The sequence below is a fragment of the Stieleria sp. JC731 genome, from assembly GCF_020966635.1.
GTDB lineage: Bacteria > Planctomycetota > Planctomycetia > Pirellulales > Pirellulaceae > Stieleria.
In genome coordinates this window covers 974,409-996,655 of record NZ_JAJKFQ010000011.1, presented here as the reverse complement: position 1 = coordinate 996,655, position 22,247 = coordinate 974,409, and the positions used below count along the sequence as shown (strand labels likewise).

Sequence of the window (22,247 nt, the reverse complement as noted above, 5' to 3'; positions counted from 1 at the left end):
TTCCCTTCCAGAGCTATTCGATGACCAGTTCAGCTTTTAACGCACCATGATTCCGTAGCGAAGTCATGATGTTGATTAACGTCGTTGGAGAGACAGCCAGCGTGTTTAGCGCCGTCGCAAGATCACCCACCGTCATACCCGCTGGCAAAACGTTGTAGCGTCCGCCGCTTTCAAAGACGTCGATTCCGGTTCTCGGCAACACAGTGGTATCTCCACCGGCCAAGGGATTCGGCTGTGACGCGACAGCCGTTTCATTCGTCGCGATGACGATATTTTCACTCGCGAACAAGACCGGTGCGATCTTGACGTGATGTCCAAACACCACCGAACCGGTCTTTTGATTGATGACAACTCGCGCGGGCGTATCCGGGGTCACGCGTAGATTGCCGATGATCGAAACGAACTGCGTGACTGAATCACTGAACGATGGCGGAATGAATACATCGACCGTTCCACTATCGGTTGCACGTGCATAGCCGGGAAAGACACGATTGAGCGCATTGGTGATCTCTGTCGCGGTCGAATAGGACTTATTCCGAAGGACGATTCGAATCTGACCGTTGTTGACGATGCTGGTGCAGGGGATTTCGCGTTCAACGATCGCTTCGCAAACACCGACGGTCGGATGGTTGACTTGAACCGAAGCCGCCGCGCCTTGCGCACTGATACCGCCACCGATGATGGGGCCTTGCGCGATCGCGTAGATCTCGTCATCGATCCCACGCAGCGCGGTTTGGTTCAACGTCCCACCACGCAAACTTGATGCGTCGTCACCCACCGAAACGGTGACCAAGATTGTCTCGCCCTTCCGCGCGAACGCGGGGACCTTTCCAGACACCACCACCGCAGACATGTTTTTCGTATCAACGGTGTTAACACGAAGTCCCTTTCGCAGATAGAAGTTCGTCGCCATTTGACGCGTTTGTAGCGACTTGCCTCCCGTACCGCTGAGCCCGAAAACCAAACCCTCGCCAGAGAGATGGTTTACACGGTCGCCTTCGATAAACGTGATATCCTTGATTCGCACCGAGGGATCAAAACGCGGCGAAGCGGGTGGCAAAGGCGGCAAAGCCGATGCCGGATCCGGTTGCATCCCAACAGGTGGATTAGCTGCAGGCCCAGGCAACGGCTGTACGGCGCCCGCGCCTGGCGGAAGTGCCGGCAATCCTTGCGCATACAATGTCGAGCATTGTCCCAGCACTAACGCTAGCAGCGCAAGCCACAACAAGACGACTCGTGTCGGACGATTGTGCAATGTCACGTCGGTTCCAAACCCCGTGCGTGGAAAAGTCACGGCTTGAATGCTCCTTAGAATGGCCACAAGCGATTGATGCGAGAGCTCAGCCATCCCTGGCTTGTGAATGCTTGCTCGGCGCCTTCGGCATCAAGCGTCAACCGCAGGTCGGCAACCTTGTTCGAGGGAACCATATTGCCTGGCAGAATGTCGTATTGACGAACCACACCGGTCAATCTCATACGACGCACATCACCCTGCACGCTGACCGATCGAAAGCCTTCGAGGACGAGGTTGCCGTTGGGTAGTACGTCGACAACGGTGACACCGAATTGATCACTGATCGCTCGCGCACTTCGGAACTCCGCGTCACCACTGAAGCCCCGTTGGTTTGCGGAGTTCGTTCCCAAGAACGCGTCACCGGTACTGGTACCGACATCGCCTCCGAACGCGTAATCAAATCCTTGCGACGAACTTGATTGCCCCTGCTTGTCCATGACGCGTTCGTCGCGGTTTTCGACATCGGTGCTTTCGGCCACCATGACCGTCAAGGTGTCGCCGCGTTGTCTCGCGACGTAGTCTCGGTATTGGTCTATCTGGTTCGCACTTCGTCTTTCAAACAGGCTTTGTGCGGGTGAATGTTGGCACCACAGAACGGTCGCCACCATCCATGTCAAAACCCAAGTAAATATTGTCAATCGAATCTGGATCATCGAACTAGCCTCCTTTGCCCGGTCGGGGCGATCGTGGCCAAGTTTGCACTGACCACTTCCGCATTGAATCGTTTTCCGGATTTGGGGTTGAGGATTTCGATCGTATCCCCGGGGTGCCCCGGTTCCATCGCACGGGCGTTCTTAAGACGGATCTCTCCCGCTCCGGCGCGAATGACGACATCGATCACATCATTGCGTTTGACAACCGGCGTTGAACTTTGCCGGGATGCGATCAAATGACTTGCCAGCAGAATTGTCCCCGGCGGAACGTAGCGACTGGCCGTCTTTCCGGCGACGGAATCCGCGTCGACATAATCAGCGCGTGAGCTGATGGTGCGCTCGACCACCTGAATCATTTGATCGGTGATCGTCGCGCCACGTGTTACAGGTTCGCTGGCAACCGCCACACGCATCGACAAACCGACAGTCACGTCCAGCCAGACTTGGTGCGGAAGTCGACTTTGTGTGGAGCTCTTCTGAGCGCACTGCATCTGCAAACGGGTACGCCCGATCGGAAAGTCGTTGCGTGGTGCCAACTTGATCGCGTCACTGGAAATATCGAATTGGTTGATAAACGAATCGACCTGTGTGGCATTGTCCAGTCGAATGCTGATTCGCTTGGCATCAATCCCAAACTGACTGCCCAATTGGGCCGCAAGGATATTCGTGATCATCTTGGATTGATGATCCGGCGAAGTCGAAATCGCCTGAGCCACAGCCGGCCCAATGATCTGAAAATCCTGCCGTGAAAAGCCAGCGAGCAATAACCGTGTATTGATCTGTCGCTGTGAAATCAAACAGGGTTGTCCGTCGACGACCGAATCGAGATCCAATTGCGACATCAAACGGCGATCCGTTGTCGAGCCACCTTCGAGCGTCGCGATGTCACCGATGTGCACCGTCCGATCGGTCACGCCGCTTTGTCCCTCTTTGACTCGCAGGGTTACCCGTTCCGCCTGGACGTTGGTGACCATCATGGCCATCCCCATCGCAACGACCACCGAAGCGAGTATCGGCAAACGTATTTGCCGAAACATCCGCTTGATAGCTGATGGGATTTTCGAATTGGAGATTCGTTCATTCATTGAACTATAGAAACCTATCGAACGAGGTCACTTGCCGAGGAGAGCATCTCGTCACCGGCTCGAATGGCACGCGAGTTGATTTCGTAGGCGCGTTGGGCTGTGATCAAGGACACGAGTTCCGAGACAACTTCGACGTTTGAACCTTCAACGTAGTTCTGTCGCACCAATCCATTGCCGGTGACGCCTGGCAACCCAAGGACCTCGGCACCGCTCGCGGGGGTCTCGGTGTAAAGGTTGTTTCCGATGTTCTGAAGGCCGGCGGGATTGGGAAAACGAGCCAACTGAATCGTCGGCCCGGTGGTGGAAACTCCGTTGACCTGATAGCTAACAACGCCTCCAGCCGAGATCGACAACTGCGTCGCTTCAGGTGGGATCGTCACCGCAGGATCCAGAATGTATCCGTCCGCGGTGACCAACTGCCCTTGGTCATCACGAACGAATGATCCGTCACGCGTGTAAGCGATATTTGCACCCTGTGTTACTTTGAAGAACCCTTCGCCTTCGATCGCCATGTGCGTATCGATCCCGGTTTCCTGCGGCGTCCCCTGCGAAAACATCGTTGTTGTGCCCACGGCACGAACACCGCTACCGATTTGCAAACCGATCGGCTTGATGATTCCGTTCGCACCGGCCGCCCCGGGTGGGCTGTTTGTGTCGTAGATCAAATCGGCGAAATTGATGTGCTTACGCTTAAACCCGGTTGTATTGACATTCGCCAAGTTATTGGCCGTGTTGTCAATCATCACCTCTTGGGCGCGCATACCAGTCGCGCTGGAGTAAAAAGCTTTTAACATTGGCCTGGGTTGCTACGGGTAAAGGACAAATGCGAATAAGACAGAATCGGATTCGTTCGAAGCGGGAGGGCGACCGTCAAACGGATCCGGCCTGCCTATGAACGAATGTATTCTTGAAGTGAATCAGCCAGCGAACTGGTTGCCTTCTGAACGGCTTCATGCTGGCGGGTGTTGACGATCAGCGAGATCAATTCGAAAACCGGCTGAACGTTGGACAGCTCATGTCGGTTCTGAACGATCTTCGCCGGAGCCTCGCTCTCCACGGTATCAACGCCTCGCGTGAACGCGATCGCGCCGAAAGGGATCAACGTTTCGTTGTTATCAAATGCGACCGCTTGGATCTTCCCAAGCACATTTCCGTTGGCGGAAACGGTTCCGTCGCTAGCGATACCGATGCTCTGTTCGGCAATGTTTGGGTCAACGACAATTGCGCCGTTCTCTCCCTGGATGGGATAGCCATCTTCGTTGACCAGCTCACCGCTTTCGGCGTCACGAAACAGACGGCCATTTCGAGTCAAGATTTCTTGATCGCCATTTTGGAACGAGAAGAACCCATTTCCAGAAATTGCGATGTCCAGGGGGCGATTGGTATCGACGAGCCGACCTGGTCGAAAATCCGTGGTGACTTTGTCGACCTCGGGGCCGCGGTCGATCGTCAGCTCGGGCGATCCGTCACCGAACCGCTGGCGAACTGCGGGCTGTACCCGACGGTGGCCGCTGCTGTTGACGTGCATCAGGTTGCTGCTGATCAGCTCTTGATGCTTTGCGAGCATCTGCATCGCCGCGGCGCCGCTATAGAGACCGTTGATCATTGAACCTTCCGTGGTAAACGTTGAATCCGGCAAAGGGAACTCAAACGGCTGCTGCCCCAGCCGCTGAGAACCTGACCGCTGTCATAAACTGTGTCGAATATTCCGCTTCCAACGGTGAGTTTATCGGGTCCGGTTGAGCAAGAACGACGGAGGGTTAACGGACATCGGCGGGAACTTCGCCCGGCAGAGGTTGCCGAGAAGGCCAAGTTTTTGCTGTGTTGAGCCCACCTGCGCGGCGACTGGCAGCTGCCTTTTGCCGGTGGGTGTGTTTAACGCATTGAAGTTCCCACCGCCGGTCTGATAACTGATGCCCATGCCGGTAAGGGTTCGCCCTCAATGGCCCGCCTTTGATCGCTCCGAATTGGATTGAACGTTGTGCGGCGTCGATAACCTTTAACGATCTGGAAAGATAAGTCGGTCACGTCAACCTGCACGCGGCCCCTCCGCAACCAATACTTTCCAGCAAGAATGCCGATCGACCTCCCAATCCAACAATTGATCCATGGCAGACGAAAACGACTCAGGTGCAGACGAGAAGAAAAAAGGCGGGCTAGGCAAGATCATCGTCTGGGGACTCATCTTCGTGATGGGTGCCGGGACCGGCATCGCCGTTCCCTTGTTTGTCCTCCCTTCCAACCAATCCACCGCCAGCCAGCCGGCGCCGGATGAAAACCGCATGGATATCCCCGAACCCGATGACAAATTGGGATTCGTGGACTTCGACGAAGTCGTGGTGAACTTGAACGACAGTCGCTACTCGCGATACCTCACGTGCACGTTCTCACTTCAAGTTGCCGCATCGCAAAAAGACGCGATCGACAAACTTGTCGAAGACAACAACGTTGTCCTAAAGAACTGGCTGATTGCGCACCTACGCGACAAGAAGCTGGAAGACGTTCGTGGAAAGCTGGGGCACAACTTACTGCGCCGCGAGATCCACGACAAATTTAACGAAATGCTGTTCACCGATGGCATTGAAAGAATCCAGGACGTTCTCTTTCAAGATTTCAAGGTTCAATGACCCTCCGCGCTTTCGACTTTCGCGAAATCGCGGGCCTGGATGACACAGCTACCGCGATCCGAACTTGGCTATCCAAGTCGACATCGTTCTTTTCGGACGAGTGGGTTCAAGCTACGGGCTTTGGGGCAAAGCTCGGGCTCGGCCCAGTCTCGACCGATTCGTTCGAGTCGATCTTGGATGCAACGCCAAGAACGGATTGGTGTAGCGTCGCCTACTTGCGTGAAGACCTGCCAACACTCTGGTACTCCAGCGGTGCGCAGTTCCGAAAGCTTGTCGGCGAACTGATCTGCATCGACCCTCCGGAAGAAACCGAGGGCGAGCAGTCAGAACCAGAGGAGCCTGTCGAACTTGGCGCAATCGAAGCAGACCTCGTTCAATGGTTCCTCGACACCATGGCGGCTTGCCTGGGCCAAGGATGGATGGGCAATGAAGACATGACGGTCCAAACGAGCCATCTCGAAAAGGACCCTCGTAAGCTTCGCCTCTATCGCGCAAAGGACCTAATGACGAAGGTCACGCTGAAGATCGAATGCAAATCGGTCGTCGCTGATGTCCATTGGCTGCTTCCAAAACAAAAGATCTCGAAGCTGTTCGAAGACACCGTCGACAACCGACGAAAGGCGCCACCAAAATCGCCTTCTAAGGAAATGATCGCGCAGATGCCCGTCGAAGTCATCACGCTTCTGGGATCGGCAAAGATTTCGATGAAGGACCTAAAAGACATCAAACCTGGACAACTGATTGTCCTTGATCAAAGGATTGACGCACCGATGACCTCCACGGTCGATGGTGCACCATCGTTCGAATGCTGGCCAGGCCGCTTGGGCAATATGCAAGCGGTTCAAGTCTCGCAAACCAAGAATGGTTAAACACAAGGAAGGAGACAAAGGATGAGTGAGGGAGAACAGCCAAACGACGATGTGGACGACGAAGCACAAGCCGCTGCTGAAGAAGGCGACGCGGCAACGGCAACCGCTACCGAAGATGATATTCCCGAGTTTCAGCAGCTAGAACCCAATCCTCCCAAAGGAAATGGGAACCTGGACCTATCACGATTTGGTAGCGTTCACGTGACGCTGACGGCTGAACTCGGACGGACACAATTAACGATCGAAGAACTAATCGCCCTGGCGGAAGGATCGGTGATTGAACTAAACCGGGCCATCAGCGCGCCGGTCGAAATTGTTGCTCAGGGAGTGCCAATGGGAAACGGCGAAGTCGTCGTAGTCGACGACCAATTTGCAATTCGGATCAAGCAGATCTATTCGAATTAAGAAAAGCAACCTGCGGCATAATCATGGATGGAAAGATGCCTTCAACTTGGACCGAACATCGAAGACGCGTGTTTAAAACACTGCTGTTTTGCGCTGTTACCGCAACCGGTATTCAGACTGCCGGATCGGCATACGCACAGCAAGGTTATAGCTCGTCGAACCTTCGGTCTCAGGAATATCAAACTCGCCAATCGCAAACGCGTCGGTTTGAAGGGATCATCGACCAGCTTTCCACCGACCCGAACACGACCCGTTCGTCGCAATCGCGTGAAGATTTGGGTCGCAGCTTCAATCCTTCGCAAAGTGCCTCGCCAAACAACCGAGGTCTTGCGACCAACGGTCTGCGTCCGATCGATGATGACCGGATGTCCGGCCGCGAAAGCGTCTTGTCGAATCAGTCTTCATACGGCGGACCACTACGCGATGAGAGGGAACAGGCGGTCACACTACGCCCACGTCCGATGACGGTTCGCCGGGCAAGCTACGAAGACGTCACTCCCTCGCAAGTTGTGACAGAGCCCCTGCAGGCAAATCGAGAACTTGCGCAGCGAAACACCCAGTCTCACTACGATTCTTTTATCGAGCGCGAAAAGCAGGCAGCGGGATCATCAACGGCGAACGCCAACGCGACGGAAATGATCAAGAAGATCGCGATCAACCTTTGCTTCGTCTTGGCATTGGCGATCGCAGGGATCTTGGTCTATCGCCTGATCCAGAAAGGAAAATTCGCAAACCCGGTCGACCAACTGCGAAGCCAAGGCAAGCTAAAGATCCATCAGGTTCTCGAAGTCTCACGAGGCGTGAACCTCTATCTTGTTGACGGCATGAATAGCCGCGTCCTAGTGGCTGTCGATCCGAGCGGAATTAAATCGGTCAATGTCCTGCCCGGAAGTTTCGAAGACGCGATGGATGAAACGGACGCCTATGATGTCGCCAACGAAATCGAAGAACCCATCGCACAACCAACGATCAAACTCAGCCGCGCCGAACGCCGCAAACAAGCCGCAGCCCCCACGCTCGATCAGACATCAAGTAAAGAGATCGACGAAAACCTAATTAAGATGCTGTTGGCCAAAGGAAGCAGCGCCGCCTGATCGTATCGAGCATGGAAATGGATTTCCTTCTACTATCCCAAGCCGCCGCGGAACCGATCGCCGGATCACCGGAGATGTTTTCCGATCTTGCACCACCGCTACAAGTCGCGGCGTTGCTGGGTATGCTCAGCTTTGCCGTCGCGATGCTTGTCAGCGTGACCGCATTCACTCGAATCATCATCGTCCTGTCATTCGTTCGTCGTGCTCTTTCGACTCAAGAAATTCCGCCGAACCAAGTCATGATGGGACTGAGCTTGTTCTTGACGCTTTTCGTCATGGCACCGACTTTCGAGAAAATCCATCAGGACGCGGTCATCCCCTTGATGGAAGCGCAAGCGAATCAAGAAGAAGGCGAACCGCCAACGTTCGGTTACATCGATGCTTGGCAGGCTGCGTCAGAGCCGTTGAAAGAATTCATGATGACGAACACTCGCACAAGTGACTTGGCGTTGTTCTTTGAACTCTCTGATACACCGCCACCCTCGCAACGTATCGACACACCGATGAAAGTCGCCGTGCCGGCATTCATCATCAGCGAACTGAAAACGGCCTTCATCATGGGCTTCTGCATCTACATTCCGTTCCTGCTGATCGATTTGGTGATCTCCACCATCTTGATGGCACTTGGAATGATGATGATGCCTCCGGTCGTCGTTTCGACGCCTTGCAAGCTGCTTCTGTTTGTCCTTGTTGACGGATGGCAATTGATCTCACGAGCCCTCGTAGCGAGCTTTGCCTGACGGCCTCCCGCAGCACCCAACAATCTAACGGCAGGTTTCGTTTACCGCCCGACGGTTCAACGATGAATAACAACTAGGGATAGATGAAAGACACGGACTCCAATTTCGGATTCTTGCAGCGAAGTGAGTTGTGGCTCTCGGCCTCATTCTTGCTAATGCTGGTCGTATTGATCATCCCTCTGCCAACGTTCTTGTTGGACATGTTCTTGGCGTGCAACATCGCTTCGGCGGTATTGCTCCTGCTGGTCACCTTGGGCGCAAAGAAGCCGCTGGACCTTGCATCGTTTCCGTCTTTGTTGTTGCTGCTAACGCTGTTGCGTTTGTCACTGAACGTCGCAACCACCCGCTTGATTCTGCTTGATGGCAACGCCGGAAAGATCGTTCTAACCTTTGGTGACTTTGTCGTCGGCGGGAACCTTGTCGTCGGGATCGTGATCTTCCTGATCCTGGTCACGATTCAGTTCATCGTGATCACCAAAGGTGCGACGCGGATCTCCGAAGTCAACGCGAGATTCACGTTGGACGCGATGCCCGGTAAGCAAATGGCGATCGATGCCGAGCTGAACAGTGGCGCGATCGACGAGAACGAAGCTCGAACCCGTCGTAAAGGCCTGACACAAGAGGCCGAGTTTTACGGGGCGATGGATGGTGCCAGTAAGTACGTCCGCGGAGATGCGATCGCCGGCCTGATCATCATGGTCGTCAACATCCTAGGCGGCGTGGTGCTTGGCGTCAGCAATGGCCAGGCGATCACGGATGCGTTGCAAGTCTATTCGATCTTAACGATCGGTGACGGCTTGGTTTCGCAGATCCCTGCACTGATCATCGCCACCAGCGCCGGTATTCTGGTGACCAAAAGCGCGTCGGAGTCCAGTCTCGGTGACGAAATCAACCAACAGGTTTCCGGGGCATATCGCTCACTATATCTGGGCCCGGTGATCTTGCTATGCATCGCGATCACACCGGGCTTTCCCAAGCTGCCGTTTATCTTTTTGGCGATCGTCATCTTTGCGTTTGTGTATCTCGCAAAACAAAAGGCCGAGCGGCAGGAAGCTGAATCCAAACCGGATACCGGTCCAACCGAAGCACCGCCACCGCCAGAGGAACGTGGGCTTCAAAAGTTCATTCAGCCTGAAAGGGTGATTATCGAAATCGGTGCCGGATTGATTTCCCTGGCAGAGCCCAAGCACGGCAAAGGGATCGCCGAACGGATTTCGACTTTGCGAGAAGACGTCGCGATGGAACACGGCTTCTGGGTTCCGGCAGCTCGCATTAGGGACAACCTCCAGATCGGCGTGAACGAGTATCGATTCCTAATTTGCGGGCGTGAAATCGCTCGCGGAAAGTTGCACGTCAACGATTTCCTAGCGATCAATCCGGGAAACATTAATGCCGAATTAGAAGGCGAACCGATCCGAGACCCTGCGTTTGACTTGCCCGCGAAATGGATTTCCGAAACGTCGCGACGACGTGCTGAAGTCCTAGGGTTCACCGTCGTCGATGCCCCGACGGTATTGATCACTCATCTAAGCGAGTGCCTTCGCAAACATGCGCACGAGCTTTTAAGTCGCCAAGACCTGCAATCCATGCTAGAGAAGCTTAAGGAAATCGCACCGACAACGGTCGACGAAATTAAGCCCGATACGGTCCGACCGGCAACCCTACATCAAGTGCTCATCCATCTGCTGCGGGAGCGAATCTCGATCACGGCATTGGAAAAGATTGTCGAGTCGGCGGTCCAGTTTGGCCATCAAATTAAGGATCCCGTTCAATTGACAGAAAAGATCCGCGGGAACATCGGACACATCATCTGTGATCGCTTTCGCGATGCCAACGGAAACGTTCGAGTCATCATCCTTGAACCACGCCTAGAACATCACTTCCGCGAGAGCGCGAATGCGGAGTCGATCTTACTGCGACCAGACCAATTGGAGCGGCTGATCATGGACATTCAATCGAAATGGGAAGCCTCGCGATTGAAGAATCAGACCGCGGCAGTTCTCGTCGATTCCTCAATCCGATATCCACTGCATCGGACCATCTTTCGATCGTTGGCCGAAGTCAGCATCATCGCCTATAGCGAAATCCCTCAAGACCTTCGAATCGAGTCTGAAGGGATGATCCGCTACGAAGACATCATCGGTGGCCGCGGTTCGGGTGAACCGCAAATTCTTGGAATGAATGGCGCCGATTCCGGCACGGAGGGTAATTGATGAGTAACCGTCGTATGACACGGCGAAAGGAAATGCGGCAACAACAAGCGTTTCCGTTCGGCATGTTAGCTGGACTGTTGACGGCCATTGCCGTCACGCTGATCGGAGTCTTCCTGCGATTGGAAGCCTTCACCATCCTGACGCGTGCTACCGTTTCCTCGTTAATACTCGGGACGGTCGTTTCGCTCGGCGTCGGTGTCATCCGCTTAGCCGATTCCGGCTACAAAACTGATCGTGGATAGTGATGAAAGCCACCCTTGATTCAACCTATAAACGCTCATCGCAATCCGCACGCGATCAATTGGTGCTGGATAACATCGACTATGTCGGTCGCATCCTAAGCACCATGACTTTCGTCGTGCGCGATCGTGACCACCGAGAGAATCTTCACTCGGCGGGTGTTTTGGGATTGGTTCAAGCGGCCAACAGCTTCGATAGCTCACAAGGTGTTGCCTTTCGAACGTTCGCTTACCCACGCATCCGCGGTGCGATCGTTGACGAGATGCGCAAACTGAATCCGCTGTCGCCGCGCGTCATGCGCATGGTTAATGTGGTTAAACGCATCTGCGAAACCATGGAGCCACCGATCAGTCCTGAAGAGATTTCGAAGCGATCAGGGCTAACGGTCAGCGAAGTGGTGGAATGCTTAGAAGCGATGCGTTTCGTCAAGCCAGATAACTGGGAGGATCTGTCAGATGTTGTTCACAAAACTTGGCGGACCAAAATCGATTCTGCGGAAGATCTGGCCGAAAGAGAAGAACTAGCAGAGTTGATCGGTGATTTGATTGAACAATTGCCAGACAAAGAACGCTTGGTCCTGACTCTGTATTTCAGTGAAGAATTGAACCTGGCAGAGATCGGAGCGGCGATGGGTTTGAGTGAGTCTCGCGTCTCACGCTTGCTCGCTTCGGGCAAGTTTAAATTAAGGGAGGCGATTCGGTGGAAGACAAGTTAGCTGTCAATGAACAACCACGGCGTGTTCGACCGGTCGGCCCAATGGCACGCGCCGGTGTTCCCAACACACGCATCGACAGCGTTAGCAATCCACCTGTTGCCAAACACGCCCCCGAAGCATGTCGCCGTGAACCCGAAGTTCGTGTCATCAAACAAGGTGACCGAATCGAATCCATCGTGATCTCCTGCACCTGTGGTGAAGAGATTACAGTGATCTGTGGCTATGACCAATCAGAGTGATCGTGAATACAAGAAAACTACATCATCGCCGCACGCCGATGCAGTTGAATCCTGTATCCGAATTGCGTTTGAACACAAAGCGACGCCTTCTGCAGCTGCTTATCATCGCTAGCGCGATCACAATCGGTTCGTCCGCGAGTGCGCAAGAACGCGATCATGCTCCCCGTACTCGTGCGAGCGCATTGGCGCGACTGGAACGTTTTCAACAAAGCGTCAAAGACAAAATCAAATCGGCATTCGGCAGCGATGAAAAGCAAGCTCCGCTGCCTCTCGATGCACAAGGCCCGCACGATTCAGTTGCACAAACCGGTGGTGACTATGTTTCGACACAGTCACAAGCCCAAGAGCCCTGGGACGCTAGCGCGTTGCCGCTGCAAAGCGACGTGCACGTCGCACCGGTTCCCGGGCTAAGCGACGAACCACCTGTTTACCGTGAATCGACGTCTGCGTATTCACAATACATGAAACCCGAACCCGGTGGGCTTAGTCGTTCTATCAGCCATCGACGTTCGAATGAGACGGCTCAGGCGATCATCTCGGGCGATGATTCGAGCAAAGTTCAAACCGCTTCGATGGAGCCTTACCTAAAGGAAACTCCGGCCACTGCGGTTCAGTACCAACAGGACGCTCTATCATCAGACGGCATCGGCCCCTATGGAATGACGTCTTCGTCGAACGATCGCAATAGCGCCTACCCGAACAACACGCTTCCGGTCCCACCACCGATCCGCACCCAGCCGATTACCGGCGCCATGATGGTGGGCAATCCGCGAACCCCAACGGCCCGGGGAACCATCCTTGGTGAAGAACCACTGACGGCGACCCAGCATGCGTTACGTTTGATCGAAGAAAACGGTGATCTGAAAGCCAAGCTCGCGACCAGCCTCGCAGAAGGCGAACGCCTTCGTGAAAAACTCACTTCGACACAGTCGCTACTGCAAAACTCGACCGAAGCGGTCGCGTCCGCTCAGGATGAGATGGATCGACTGACGCATGAAAATCGCCAGCTCGAACGAAAACTCGCCGAAGCTGAATCGAAATACAATCGCTATCTTCGTGAAACCGATCGCATGCTGGAATCGATTCGTGAGGAACTGGACGAAGTTCTGGTTCGTGAACTTTCCACCGACAAACAGTAGGCAACCTCGAAAGGCGAGTCATGGAAGGACGATTACGCCCATTGATGGGCCTCTTGTTTTCATTGCTAATCTCAGTCGCTAGCGCAATCGCATGTGAAAAGTGTGGGCGACCGACGAACTGTCCCACCGGAGCCTGCCAAACTAAATCGCCAGTTCCAAATGCACCGACTCCAACGAGACGGTCTTCGCTGTTGGGGCAATTGCGTCCGAACCGGGTGTTGATCGTTACCTGCCTGGACCGACAAGATCGCCTTCGCGAGCAGACCGAACTGATGCACCAATTGGCGACCCATCTGCGACGTCAATCCACCGTCGAAGTTGTCGAATCAGACCACCGTATGTGCCTGCAACATTCTCCGATGCAGACCGGTCGATTTGATGAACGCCAATTGGTCGAAATGGGAACTCGCTATTCCGCCGACACGGTGATCTACTGTGAAATCGCGAACATTGATTCCTACCGTCCCATGAAGCTGGAATTACGATTCTTGATGGTAAGCACCCACCAGTCGATCGCGCTCGCTTCGGCGTCGCGGCATCATGACTTGGGACACACACCGACCAGAAAGCAGTTCCTTAGCACATTCGATCCCTATGAGCACTCCGCAGAAAGTCTGCTGCGCTCGCCTTCGCGATTGATTGACTTCTCTGCCAATAAGCTTGCTGCTGAACTACTGCGTCTGTAGCTGACTTGATTGGTCTTGGTGCCACCCAAGTTGATGTGCGGATAGATTCACCAGAACGATCGGTCCAGCTTGTGACGGCGCCTTCCTAAAAATGCGGTCGATGGTATCTTAGCGACGTACCAGATGACCACCTTAATCTGTGGATAAGTTGCCCAGGGTGGATATCCTTGATGCGCGACACAGATAGTAAACAGGTTGGCAGAAAACGCGTCACAACACGGAGACGCCCCCATCCGCCACGGCGAAGAATGGGCGAACGCGTTAACACACGGCCTGGCCGCGTTGGGTGCATGCGTATTGGGAACCCTTTTGGTCTGGAAAGCATCTGCACAATCAACCGGATTGGCGATCGCATGCGCCGCCTACACGGCCTCTGTTGTCGCCACGTTTACGTCATCAACGTTGTCACACGTGATCTTTCGCCAACCGCTTTTGGATCGATTGCGTGCTTGGGATCAGGCAATGATTTACGCGATGATTTCAGGAACCTACACGCCGATCATTTTTCGCCATGCACCGCCAGAAACCTCAACGCCACTGTTGATCGCGATTTGGGTTGCGGCTTTTACCGGCATCACAACAAAGCTTTTCGCGCGTCATCGAATCAACAACGTTGCGACGATTGGCTACCTGCTTCTCGGCTGGCTACCTGCGATTCCGTTGTACTCCCATGTGCCTACCGAAGTTGGCTATGGGATGATGATCGGAGGTGTTCTCTACAGCATTGGCGTAGCGGTGCTTCTGCAAGACCACCGAGTGCGATACATGCATTCGGTCTGGCACCTGATCGTAATGTCAGCCGCTATGGCACACTTCCTGACGATCCTGTGGTACGTGGTTGGCTAGTGCTTCGTTCCGTATGAAAATACGGGTTCGGGTCACTAGCCGACGCACGTTAGCCCCGGTTATTGCACTGAAACCGTGGCGAACGCCATACGGCTAATCCTAAAATCGAGCGGGTTCGGGTCATCAGCCGACGGGCGTTAGCCCCGGTTATTGCACTCAAACCGTGGCTAACGCCATACGGCTAATCCTAAAGGCGATAGCCCGCTAAACGCCTACCAGGTCAGCAGGCCACCTGGACCATCACAGTCCTCTTCCCAGTGACGGCGGATTTCGCGAAGCCCGTACGCACACATCTCGAAGTGTTCGCTCATCCGGTGAATAACTTCACAGGGCGGGCGATCGACGCCGCCTTCGATCTGCGCTGCTATCGCGTAGGCTCGCTTCCCTTGTCGACAGTAGTCCAGAAACCGATCACGAACATCGTCATGATTCTTGGCTCCCTGCAGACTCTCGGGATACATGCCGGACCAAAACAAAGTGAAATCACCGACATGACGGTAAACCTCACGCTTTGCGAGTCCGATTCGACGTTCCGCTTGGGAAACCATCTGAAGCAAATGTTTTGTTCGCATCCCATCGTTTTGACGGAGCGAATAAAGAGAATCGGCCCTGACGAACCGAAGCATCAAGTCACTGACGTAGTCGACCAACTGAACGTCGACCACACCTAGTTTCGTATGAAAGATAAACTCGCTAACACCACGAAAGAATCTTTCGATGGTTGACGAACTTGGTCGAGAATCTTCATCCCGATCCGTGTTGTCTGGATTTGCGTCCCCAGTTGACGTCATCGGCAAAGCCTCCGGAAGAACAACGGGCTGCCGAGGACACATCAACGCCATGAAAAATCGTTTCGCGTGTGTATCAGTCGGCACTCACTTTGTTATCTCACGACAGCTATCGATTCATTCAACCAGCTGTCAAGACCAACTGCATGATACTTAAAGATCAGTCGACTGTTTGAAAACTACCCCACCATTCCGCGTTTGGTTGCCAATTCGCCTTCAAAATCCGTTGGTGGAAGTCCTCAAGCCTTTGTTTATTGGCAGTTTGTATGCGTCGATAATATTCTTGCGTTTGTTTTGGATCGTATCGAGGATCGGGTTCAGGGCGTTTAGCACCGACTTCGGTAAGCCATTGATCCAGCTGCTGCCACAACTGTTGGGTCTTGGCAGGATTGGACAGGGATAGATCACTTGTTTCGCCGGCGTCGTTGTCCAAATCGTAAAGCTCGTTCCGACCGTCTTCGAAGTAGTGAATCAGTTTCCAACGCTGAAGCTGTATGATCGCGTTGGGTTCTCCGCCTTGATTTCCGTAGTGTGGATAGTGCCAGTAAAGTGGACGTTCATCAATCGATCCGCCTTCGATGATGGGTTTCAAACTAACGCCGTCGACGTGTTGCTGCGGCTTTAGCGGCAACCCGCACAGGTCTAGCAACGTCGGATAAAGGTCAGCACCAGTGACCGGCGTTGCGTCTTCGCTGCCAGCTTTGATTGCCGCCGGAAACCGAATGTAAAGTGGCTCTCGGATGCCACCTTCCCACTGACGCCCTTTGCCTCCACGTAGTGGCAAATTACTGGTCGCATACGCATCGCCTGACGACACACCACCGTTGTCGCTGGTGAACACCACGATCGTGTTTTCAGCCAATTCGAGTTCTTCCAGTGTTTCAAGTACGACGCCTACGGCATCGTCCACCGTCTCGACCATGCCTGCGTAGACAGGATGGTCTTGAACTTGTCGAACCGGCAATGTCCGATCGACTTTGAAGCGTTCTTGGCCTTCGGGCAACTCCGGTGCAAGCTCACGATACTTTTGCCACAACGGTTTCGTCGTCTGCACAGGTGCGTGCACACTGTAAAACGAAAGCATCGCGAAGAATGGTTGATCCTGGTGGCGCCGGATGTAGTCAGCGGTTTCCTCGGCCAAACGGATGGGCAACGATTCACCGGGGGGACCGTCTTCCAGTACTGGATTTTTATACGGCGAAAAGAAGCCGCCAGGAGGACTGCCGCGATCATGGCCGCCTTTGTTTTCATCGTAACCGTGATCATCCGGCCACGAACCCTTGTCCCCTAGGTGCCACTTCCCGGCGAAGAACGTTCCGTATCCTGCTTCACGAAACGCCTCTGCGATCGTGACATCTTCGTCCGGAAGCCGATGTTCATATTCGGCTGGCAAAACACGGTTTGGACGCGTCCACTCCAATCCGCTCTTTGCGCCGATCCAATCGGTGATCCCATTTCGCGCCGGAAACGTCCCCAATTGAATGCTCGCTCGTGACGGACTGCACACGCAACAAGTTGCGTAGCCGTTTTTGAAGCGCAGACCTTCTGCAGCAATACTGTCGATGTTGGGTGACTGATAAAACGTACTGCCTTCGCCGGATAGATCGTGCGCCCCCATGTCGTCCATCAAAATTAAAACGACGTTGGGCTTCGCCGCGTTCAGTTGCCCGCTTGCTAGGCCAAGGCAGGCGACAAGAGTGAAGGCAACACCAAGAAGCTTTTGAGGTGGGTAGAACCGCGCTTTCATTTCGGAATCGTTGATCGAGTTCAGGATGCAAATCGGAGCTTGCATCTTAGCTGAACGTCACAACGCGTTTGTCGCTAACCGACATCGATCACTACAGATTGCGGCGAAAAGCACTACGCAGCGAGAAGCACTACGCTGGCATTTTCAATTTGACAATCAATCGTTCAATGACACCGGTTTAATCTCGACCATCAAAGCATCTCGCATTTGGCGTGTTCGAGCCATGGTGAGATTTCCTGGCCGATCTTTCCAGTGACAAGTTAATTGTTCTTGGTGGGTCGGAATGCATTGACCCAAGACAGGAACGAAGAGATTTGTCGCGTTTGAATCCAGACTCGTCCATTGCCCCGGAACTGAGCTACCAAGCCTTCACCACCGAAGAAGAATGATTTGATTTTCCCGCCGGAGCGAAGGCCCGGCAGAACGGTGACGCGGTAGTCAAGACTTTCTTCGAACGCAACGATGTATCCGGTATCGACGATATACTCATCCGTCACGTCGACTTCCAAGATGGCGCCATACGAATTGAAGAACAAGTCTCCTGTGCCGCTGGCTTTCAATAGTACCAATCCTTCACCGCTGAAAAAGCCCTTCGCACCCTGCCACTTGCCAGTCACTTCGACGCCGGGACCATTCAACATGAACGCTCCGCGTTGCAACATGACGCAGCTATCTTCCAGCCTCAGATAAGCAAGGTCGCCTGCGGCTCCACCTGCAAACAGAATTTCACCGGGACCGTCTTGCGCCGTAAACGTGTTGATGATCAGACTTTCGCCACCAAGCATTCGGCCAAAGGTCTTTCCCAAACCGCCCTTAAAGCCGGCTTCCAATTTGATGTTTGGTGACATCGAAACCATCGCGGAAGGTTCGGCAAAGATCTTGCCACCGTGATCCAGATCGATTTGGACCATCGAAAAATCTGGACGCTGGGTGATTTGGAACGACAGGTCTGGTGTCGTCCCCGACAGGTCGTTGCCGCCGGTGTTCGTCGTGGCAGACATCGGTACCGAACCAGCCGGAAATGCCGAACCGGCTGGCAGTGGCGCCCCCCCCCACATCGCATCCGTCCCGTCAGCTGTCCCGGCTGCGGGCGATCCGGCTGAGGGCAGTGGCATGTCAAAGGGATTCGCGGTATTGCCGGTACCAGGAGCGTCAAATGGTGGCAACGAATCCGACGCCAGCGCTGAACCTTGGGGTTGCTGTTCGGCAGCGTAGGGATCTTCCGAAGCGTATGGATCTTCAGCCACAATTTCGGGTTCCGGCGGCTTGGGAACCGGGATCATCATCAACTGACCGCACTCTTTACATTTCCCTTTCTTACCGGCCATTTCGTCAGCGACTTTGTAGTGCTTTTGGCAGGAGGGGCAAGCGAACTGAATCATGATGTCACGAATGGGATGGGGACGAGTTTGAACTGCTGTCGATGAGTTGCCGACGAAGACCGATATGACGAATACGAATTAACGCGGTTTCAACTTAGGGCCCAACAACTTTCCAAAGCTTGGCGGGTTGTGCGACTGGAAATACAGTTTGCCTTGTCCGCTAAACTTACAAACGAGCCCCTCGCCGCCCAAAACGCTGCCCACGAGACTCTTGCTGGCCTTTCCGATACGGAACTGCAATGTGTCTTCGAAAGCGACGATGTGCCCGGTGTCGACAACGTACTCGCCGTTAACCTCAACGCAGTGGATCGCGCCAAAACTGTTTAGCAACAAGTCGCCGACGCCACTGCACTTGACCCAGAACATGCTCTCACCACTGAAGAGAGCTTTTCCCAGGCCCTGCCAGGTTGCATCGATGTCGATGCTTGTCGATGACGCCAACCAACTAGAACCTTGTACGATTAGCGTACCGCCGGTCATTTGGTAGTACATGATGTCGCCCAGCAGCTGCGGCCCGATGATCAGCGATTGATCATGCTGTGTCGCGGTGAAGTGGTTGAGGAAAAAGTTTTCCCCCGCGAACATCCGCTTGAGCCCTTTGGCGATTCCGCCACCGCCGCCTTTCTTTCGGCTGGTCGTTTCGACGTTAAAGCCGCCGTTCATCGCGATCATCGCGCCGACTTCACACGTCACCGTTTCTCCCGCGGCCAAGGTCAACTTGGCAACGGTCATCGCCGGTCGTGATAACAGTTCGTACTGCATATTGCTAACTCGAAAAGGTTGCTAACCCGGTTGTTGGTTGATTGCGACTACGCCCAATACAGGCTCACTACCACAGGTGCGAATTGGTCCAGGCCGCTAATCCGTCGAAGGATCGAGATTGCATGTAAATTCGACCGGGCCCGTTAACGCGGGTGATTAAACCTTCGCCGCTAAAGAAGCTTGAAAAGATTCCGCCGGCCATCCCAACTTGAACGCCAATGGTCGGTTCATAGGCGACCAGGTGTCCGGTATCGACGATGTACTCGCCTTCGACCTCGCGTTCAAAAATGCCGCCATAGGCCCCGAACCAAACTTTGCCAACACCGCTGACCTTTAATCGGAACAAGCCTTCGCGAGCGATAAACATTCGAAGTCCCGCCCAACCAAGTCCAAGCTTGACCGTGGGCTCGCAAGCGATAAATGCTCCGGGCTGAAGGAACATCGTGTTTCCGTTCAGCTCGATGCAGTGCATGTCACCAGGAAACGGCTGCGTCAGCACCAAATCACCGCCGGTCGACGTTGTAAACGTGTTGATAAACATCGACTCGCTACCGAAGACGCGTTTTAGTACGCCTTGGGCAACGCCGCCGCTCCACTTGGTCGACATTTCGATCGAACCATCCATGCTGGCCATCGCGTCGGCTTCGGCGATAATCTGCTCTCCGGGTTCAAGCCGAACATGCAAATTGGCAAACGATGGTTTGTCGCGAATCTCGGTGTGCATCAACCTTCTCCCTTGGGATTTGGTCCCTTCGTTGCTCTTTCTTGAACTTGTTCCCAATCGGCTTCGATTGGCGTGTACTGTGTTTTGGGTAACGCGTCGACCAGAGCGTTGACGCTCGCGATGCGGTCTTCGTGCTGCGGGTGAGTGCTGATCCACGCTAAAACGTCTGGCACGTCACCATGCTCTTCTTCCATGATTTCAAAGAACTCCGCCATGCCTTTGGGATCAATGCCTGCGGCATGTAACATACGGACCCCTTCGGCATCGGCCGCGTCTTCCTGGCCACGCGAGTAACTGTTGACGGCGGCGAACTGGAAGAATTCGATCCCGGCAGCGACGACGCCGGTGACATCACCAAATAGCAAACTCGCACCGGCCCACAACCCAAGCGACTGGGCGACTCGCTCCATCCCATGACGCAAGGTCGCATGAGACATCTCATGGGCGACGACTGCGGCGACTTGTTCTGCAGTTTTTGCCTGCTTTATCAGTCCGGTGTAAACCACGATTACGCCACCAGGCAAACAGAATGCGTTCGTCACCGGCGAATCGATCACGTGGATTTCAAACTCAATGCCCTCAACCGCGGCATGCGGTGCTAAACGATCAACCATTTTCTCGATCGCGCCGACGACAACCTCGTCATGAACCTCTGGACCGCCGTGGTCCATCGCCGCATATGCCTGGTCACCGATCTTCTTATCAACGCTTACCGGCATCGCATGGATCGCAGCCGGCGTTCCATGCCGCACCGCAAAGTATCCGGCCACCGTTAAGACGACCAATCCGACAAAACAAGCGAATCCGAAAAGCATCGCGCGTCGCGACTGTGCTTTGATCACTCGCTTGGAAGCGCCGAGCTGATCCTCCAAAATTCCAGAGGACTGCTCCGAAAGGCTTTTTGCGAATTTCTTGTGATCGCAGAAAATGGTGACGGAACGTTCCGGATTGCGACAGAACACCATTTGATTGTTGAATCCCCCCATCTCGATTTTGCAATCGCGATAGGGAATCACATAGCGATCCCCGTTGATGCTCAGGGCTTCGATCGCCAGGGGAGTCAACGTAATCTCGGCGCCGGCACGCCCGGTCGGCAGCTCGTCATTGAACACGCCCCCTGAAAATTGCTGGTCAATCATCTTACTGCCAACTGTGCAACGATTACGATCGATTGTTCGAGTATACCAATGTGCAAAACCAGCGTGTTCCGGCAGGCCCTCGATTTGCTAGGCTCTGTCTGAATAGTCAAAGCGAATGAAAACGGGTTCATCCAACCACCAAGAAGCATCTCGCGGTACCGCACGGTCGACTCGTGCTTCCCCAATCGCGATGACACTTCTGGTGCAACGATTATCGAAAGCAGCCCAGGAAGTTCGTTTCGGTTTAGTCCTGATCGTCAATTGCCTACCCAATCATGAAATTTCAAACGGATTTTCGCCCCGATCAAATCGACGAATCGGTGTTTCGTGCCCAGGGAACAATCATTTTGGGCGACGTGACCATCGGAAACGACAGCACGGTGTTGTTTCACACGGTGATTCGTGGTGATACCGAAAAAATTGTTATCGGTAGCAGAACCAATCTTCAGGATCACTGCGTCGTGCATGCCGATCCCGGTTTCCCGTGCATAATAGGAAACCAAGTAACGGTCGGGCACGGCGCGATCGTCCATGGGGCGACGATCGAGGACAACGTCCTGATCGGTATGCGAGCTGTCATCCTTAACGGTGCCAAGATCGGCGAAGGTTCGCTAATCGCCGCCGGGTCGGTAGTCACCGAAGGTATGGAGGTTCCGCCGAAATCGATCGTCGCGGGCGTCCCAGCAAAAGTTCGGGGACAAGTAAGCGATCGCCACTCAGAAATGATTAAGCATGGTGCTGATCACTACGTCGCTGCCGGTAAGGCGTACCGCGAAGGGTCCGCCTAAGCCGTTCTCCTGCAGCGACTTGATCTTGCTTGCGTGTTGTACTCGAACGGATCGACAGTCGTTCGACTGCGG

At 54.2% G+C, this 22,247-nt stretch carries 24 protein-coding genes; 13 read left to right on the top strand and 11 right to left on the bottom strand.

All coding sequences use genetic code 11. The features are described from left to right. Positions 1-13: 13 nt before the first annotated feature. The 5 genes from LOC67_RS20575 to LOC67_RS20555 form a co-directional block, all read right to left on the bottom strand. On the bottom strand, positions 14-1,294 hold the full coding sequence (locus tag LOC67_RS20575) for a flagellar basal body P-ring protein FlgI (protein WP_230264689.1): 1,281 nt from the start codon (positions 1,292-1,294) through the stop codon (positions 14-16). A 14-nt stretch (positions 1,295-1,308) separates the two neighbouring features. Beyond that, complete coding sequence (locus tag LOC67_RS20570; RefSeq protein WP_230264688.1) at positions 1,309-1,947, bottom strand: flagellar basal body L-ring protein FlgH; 639 nt, start codon at positions 1,945-1,947, stop codon at positions 1,309-1,311. Then, complete coding sequence (flgA, locus tag LOC67_RS20565) at positions 1,944-2,984, bottom strand: flagellar basal body P-ring formation chaperone FlgA (RefSeq protein ID WP_230264687.1); 1,041 nt, start codon at positions 2,982-2,984, stop codon at positions 1,944-1,946. Before flgA ends, LOC67_RS20570 begins: the two co-directional genes overlap by 4 nt. A 62-nt stretch (positions 2,985-3,046) precedes the next feature. Beyond that, positions 3,047-3,826: a flagellar basal-body rod protein FlgG gene (flgG, locus tag LOC67_RS20560; RefSeq protein WP_230264686.1), complete on the bottom strand. Its 780-nt coding sequence runs from the start codon at positions 3,824-3,826 to the stop codon at positions 3,047-3,049. Positions 3,827-3,921: 95 nt separating this feature from the next. Beyond that, the gene (locus LOC67_RS20555; protein ID WP_230264685.1) at positions 3,922-4,638 is read right to left on the bottom strand and encodes a flagellar hook-basal body protein; all 717 of its coding nucleotides are present in this window, start codon (positions 4,636-4,638) and stop codon (positions 3,922-3,924) included. Between the two features lie 502 nt (positions 4,639-5,140). Between LOC67_RS20555 and fliL the strand changes: the two genes are divergently transcribed. The 12 genes from fliL (at position 5,141) to trhA (ending at position 14,845) form a co-directional block, all read left to right on the top strand. Then, a complete protein-coding gene (gene fliL, locus LOC67_RS20550) occupies positions 5,141-5,659 on the top strand; it encodes a flagellar basal body-associated protein FliL (protein ID WP_230264684.1) in 519 nt (172 codons plus the stop codon). Beyond that, entirely contained in the window at positions 5,656-6,528 is an 873-nt protein-coding gene (locus tag LOC67_RS20545) for a FliM/FliN family flagellar motor switch protein (RefSeq protein WP_230264683.1), read from the top strand. Before fliL ends, LOC67_RS20545 begins: the two co-directional genes overlap by 4 nt. 21 nt (positions 6,529-6,549) lie before the next feature. Then, a complete protein-coding gene (locus tag LOC67_RS20540; RefSeq protein WP_230264682.1) occupies positions 6,550-6,933 on the top strand; it encodes a FliM/FliN family flagellar motor switch protein in 384 nt (127 codons plus the stop codon). Positions 6,934-6,968: 35 nt separating this feature from the next. Beyond that, the gene (locus LOC67_RS20535) at positions 6,969-8,027 is read left to right on the top strand and encodes a hypothetical protein (protein WP_230264681.1); all 1,059 of its coding nucleotides are present in this window, start codon (positions 6,969-6,971) and stop codon (positions 8,025-8,027) included. A gap of 17 nt (positions 8,028-8,044) precedes the next feature. Then, positions 8,045-8,767, top strand: coding sequence for a flagellar type III secretion system pore protein FliP (gene fliP / locus LOC67_RS20530; RefSeq protein ID WP_230264680.1), 723 nt, complete (start codon positions 8,045-8,047; stop codon positions 8,765-8,767). Between the two features lie 83 nt (positions 8,768-8,850). After that, positions 8,851-10,980, top strand: a complete 2,130-nt coding sequence (gene flhA, locus LOC67_RS20525) for a flagellar biosynthesis protein FlhA (protein WP_230264679.1) — start codon at positions 8,851-8,853, stop codon at positions 10,978-10,980. Then, on the top strand, positions 10,980-11,222 hold the full coding sequence (locus LOC67_RS20520; RefSeq protein WP_230264677.1) for a hypothetical protein: 243 nt from the start codon (positions 10,980-10,982) through the stop codon (positions 11,220-11,222). The genes flhA and LOC67_RS20520 overlap by 1 nt, the downstream gene beginning before the upstream one ends. Positions 11,223-11,224: 2 nt before the next feature. Next, a complete protein-coding gene (locus LOC67_RS20515; RefSeq protein ID WP_230264675.1) occupies positions 11,225-11,935 on the top strand; it encodes a sigma-70 family RNA polymerase sigma factor in 711 nt (236 codons plus the stop codon). After that, entirely contained in the window at positions 11,920-12,174 is a 255-nt protein-coding gene (locus LOC67_RS20510) for a hypothetical protein (RefSeq protein WP_230264673.1), read from the top strand. Before LOC67_RS20515 ends, LOC67_RS20510 begins: the two co-directional genes overlap by 16 nt. 2 nt (positions 12,175-12,176) lie before the next feature. Continuing rightward, entirely contained in the window at positions 12,177-13,313 is a 1,137-nt protein-coding gene (locus tag LOC67_RS20505) for a hypothetical protein (RefSeq protein ID WP_230264672.1), read from the top strand. Positions 13,314-13,333: 20 nt separating this feature from the next. Further along, positions 13,334-13,999 carry a hypothetical protein gene (locus LOC67_RS20500; RefSeq protein ID WP_230264670.1) on the top strand — a complete coding sequence of 222 codons (666 nt, stop codon included), beginning with the start codon at positions 13,334-13,336 and terminating at the stop codon, positions 13,997-13,999. A 195-nt stretch (positions 14,000-14,194) separates the two neighbouring features. Then, positions 14,195-14,845 carry a PAQR family membrane homeostasis protein TrhA gene (gene trhA, locus LOC67_RS20495; protein WP_230264668.1) on the top strand — a complete coding sequence of 217 codons (651 nt, stop codon included), beginning with the start codon at positions 14,195-14,197 and terminating at the stop codon, positions 14,843-14,845. Positions 14,846-15,057: 212 nt separating this feature from the next. On the opposite strand, the gene LOC67_RS20490 is transcribed toward trhA, so the two are convergent. The 6 genes from LOC67_RS20490 to LOC67_RS20465 form a co-directional block, all read right to left on the bottom strand. Continuing rightward, on the bottom strand, positions 15,058-15,720 hold the full coding sequence (locus LOC67_RS20490) for a hypothetical protein (RefSeq protein ID WP_230264666.1): 663 nt from the start codon (positions 15,718-15,720) through the stop codon (positions 15,058-15,060). Between the two features lie 73 nt (positions 15,721-15,793). Continuing rightward, positions 15,794-17,380 (bottom strand): sulfatase, encoded by a 1,587-nt coding sequence (locus LOC67_RS20485; RefSeq protein ID WP_230264664.1) that lies wholly within the window; start codon positions 17,378-17,380, stop codon positions 15,794-15,796. Between the two features lie 260 nt (positions 17,381-17,640). Beyond that, positions 17,641-18,762, bottom strand: a complete 1,122-nt coding sequence (locus LOC67_RS20480) for a TIGR00266 family protein (protein ID WP_230264663.1) — start codon at positions 18,760-18,762, stop codon at positions 17,641-17,643. A 78-nt stretch (positions 18,763-18,840) separates the two neighbouring features. After that, positions 18,841-19,524 carry a TIGR00266 family protein gene (locus LOC67_RS20475; RefSeq protein ID WP_230264661.1) on the bottom strand — a complete coding sequence of 228 codons (684 nt, stop codon included), beginning with the start codon at positions 19,522-19,524 and terminating at the stop codon, positions 18,841-18,843. Positions 19,525-19,591: 67 nt separating this feature from the next. Continuing rightward, positions 19,592-20,248 (bottom strand): TIGR00266 family protein, encoded by a 657-nt coding sequence (locus LOC67_RS20470; protein WP_230264659.1) that lies wholly within the window; start codon positions 20,246-20,248, stop codon positions 19,592-19,594. Further along, on the bottom strand, positions 20,248-21,387 hold the full coding sequence (locus tag LOC67_RS20465) for a M48 family metallopeptidase (RefSeq protein WP_230264658.1): 1,140 nt from the start codon (positions 21,385-21,387) through the stop codon (positions 20,248-20,250). Before LOC67_RS20465 ends, LOC67_RS20470 begins: the two co-directional genes overlap by 1 nt. A 275-nt stretch (positions 21,388-21,662) precedes the next feature. Here LOC67_RS20465 and LOC67_RS20460 point away from each other — a divergent pair, with 275 nt between their 5' ends. Beyond that, positions 21,663-22,175, top strand: coding sequence for a gamma carbonic anhydrase family protein (locus tag LOC67_RS20460; protein ID WP_230264657.1), 513 nt, complete (start codon positions 21,663-21,665; stop codon positions 22,173-22,175). Positions 22,176-22,247: the final 72 nt, after the last annotated feature.